The organism is Phytoactinopolyspora endophytica, assembly GCF_004138495.1.
GTDB classification, from domain to species: domain Bacteria; phylum Actinomycetota; class Actinomycetes; order Jiangellales; family Jiangellaceae; genus Phytoactinopolyspora; species Phytoactinopolyspora endophytica.
In genome coordinates this window covers 111,639-112,067 of the sequence record NZ_ML142865.1, presented here as the reverse complement: position 1 = coordinate 112,067, position 429 = coordinate 111,639, and the positions used below count along the sequence as shown (strand labels likewise).

The window sequence follows — 429 nt, the reverse complement described above, 5'->3', positions numbered from 1 at the left end:
TGAAGTTCGGGTCGAGCGGGGCGGGCCAGTTGTCGACGGTGTGCCGGTATCGGCCGCAGGCGTTGGCCTGCCAGATCTCCACAAGCGTGCGCGGCACCGGGCGCCCGTCCTCCTCGAGGACCCGGCCATGGACGATGATTCGCTGCCCCACCGGCTCGCCGTCGTGCTGGCGGGTCAGGTCATGGTCGAGCTCGCTGATCCGGTCCTCGCCGAGCACCGGTCCGGTCACCTCGGTGAGCCGCTGCGGCATGAGCTGCAGCGGCCGCTTGGGGTGGCGCAGCGCCGTGGACTTGTACTCAGGCGAGTCGAGCGGCGGATGGACGTCCTCCGGGATCGGGTACTGCGGCAGCACCAGGCCACCGCGGGTCACGGCGCCCGGAGCGCGTATGTCGTCGAGTCCGGTCATAGCGTCATGGCCTTCCCATGTTG

At 70.2% G+C, this 429-nt stretch carries 1 protein-coding gene; it reads right to left on the bottom strand.

What is annotated here, in order from left to right; all coding sequences use genetic code 11:
* The coding region (locus ELR45_RS39190) for a dioxygenase family protein (RefSeq protein ID WP_205857326.1) at window positions 1-406 on the bottom strand (406 nt) is incomplete at its 3' end.
* Window positions 407-429 lie beyond the last annotated feature (23 nt).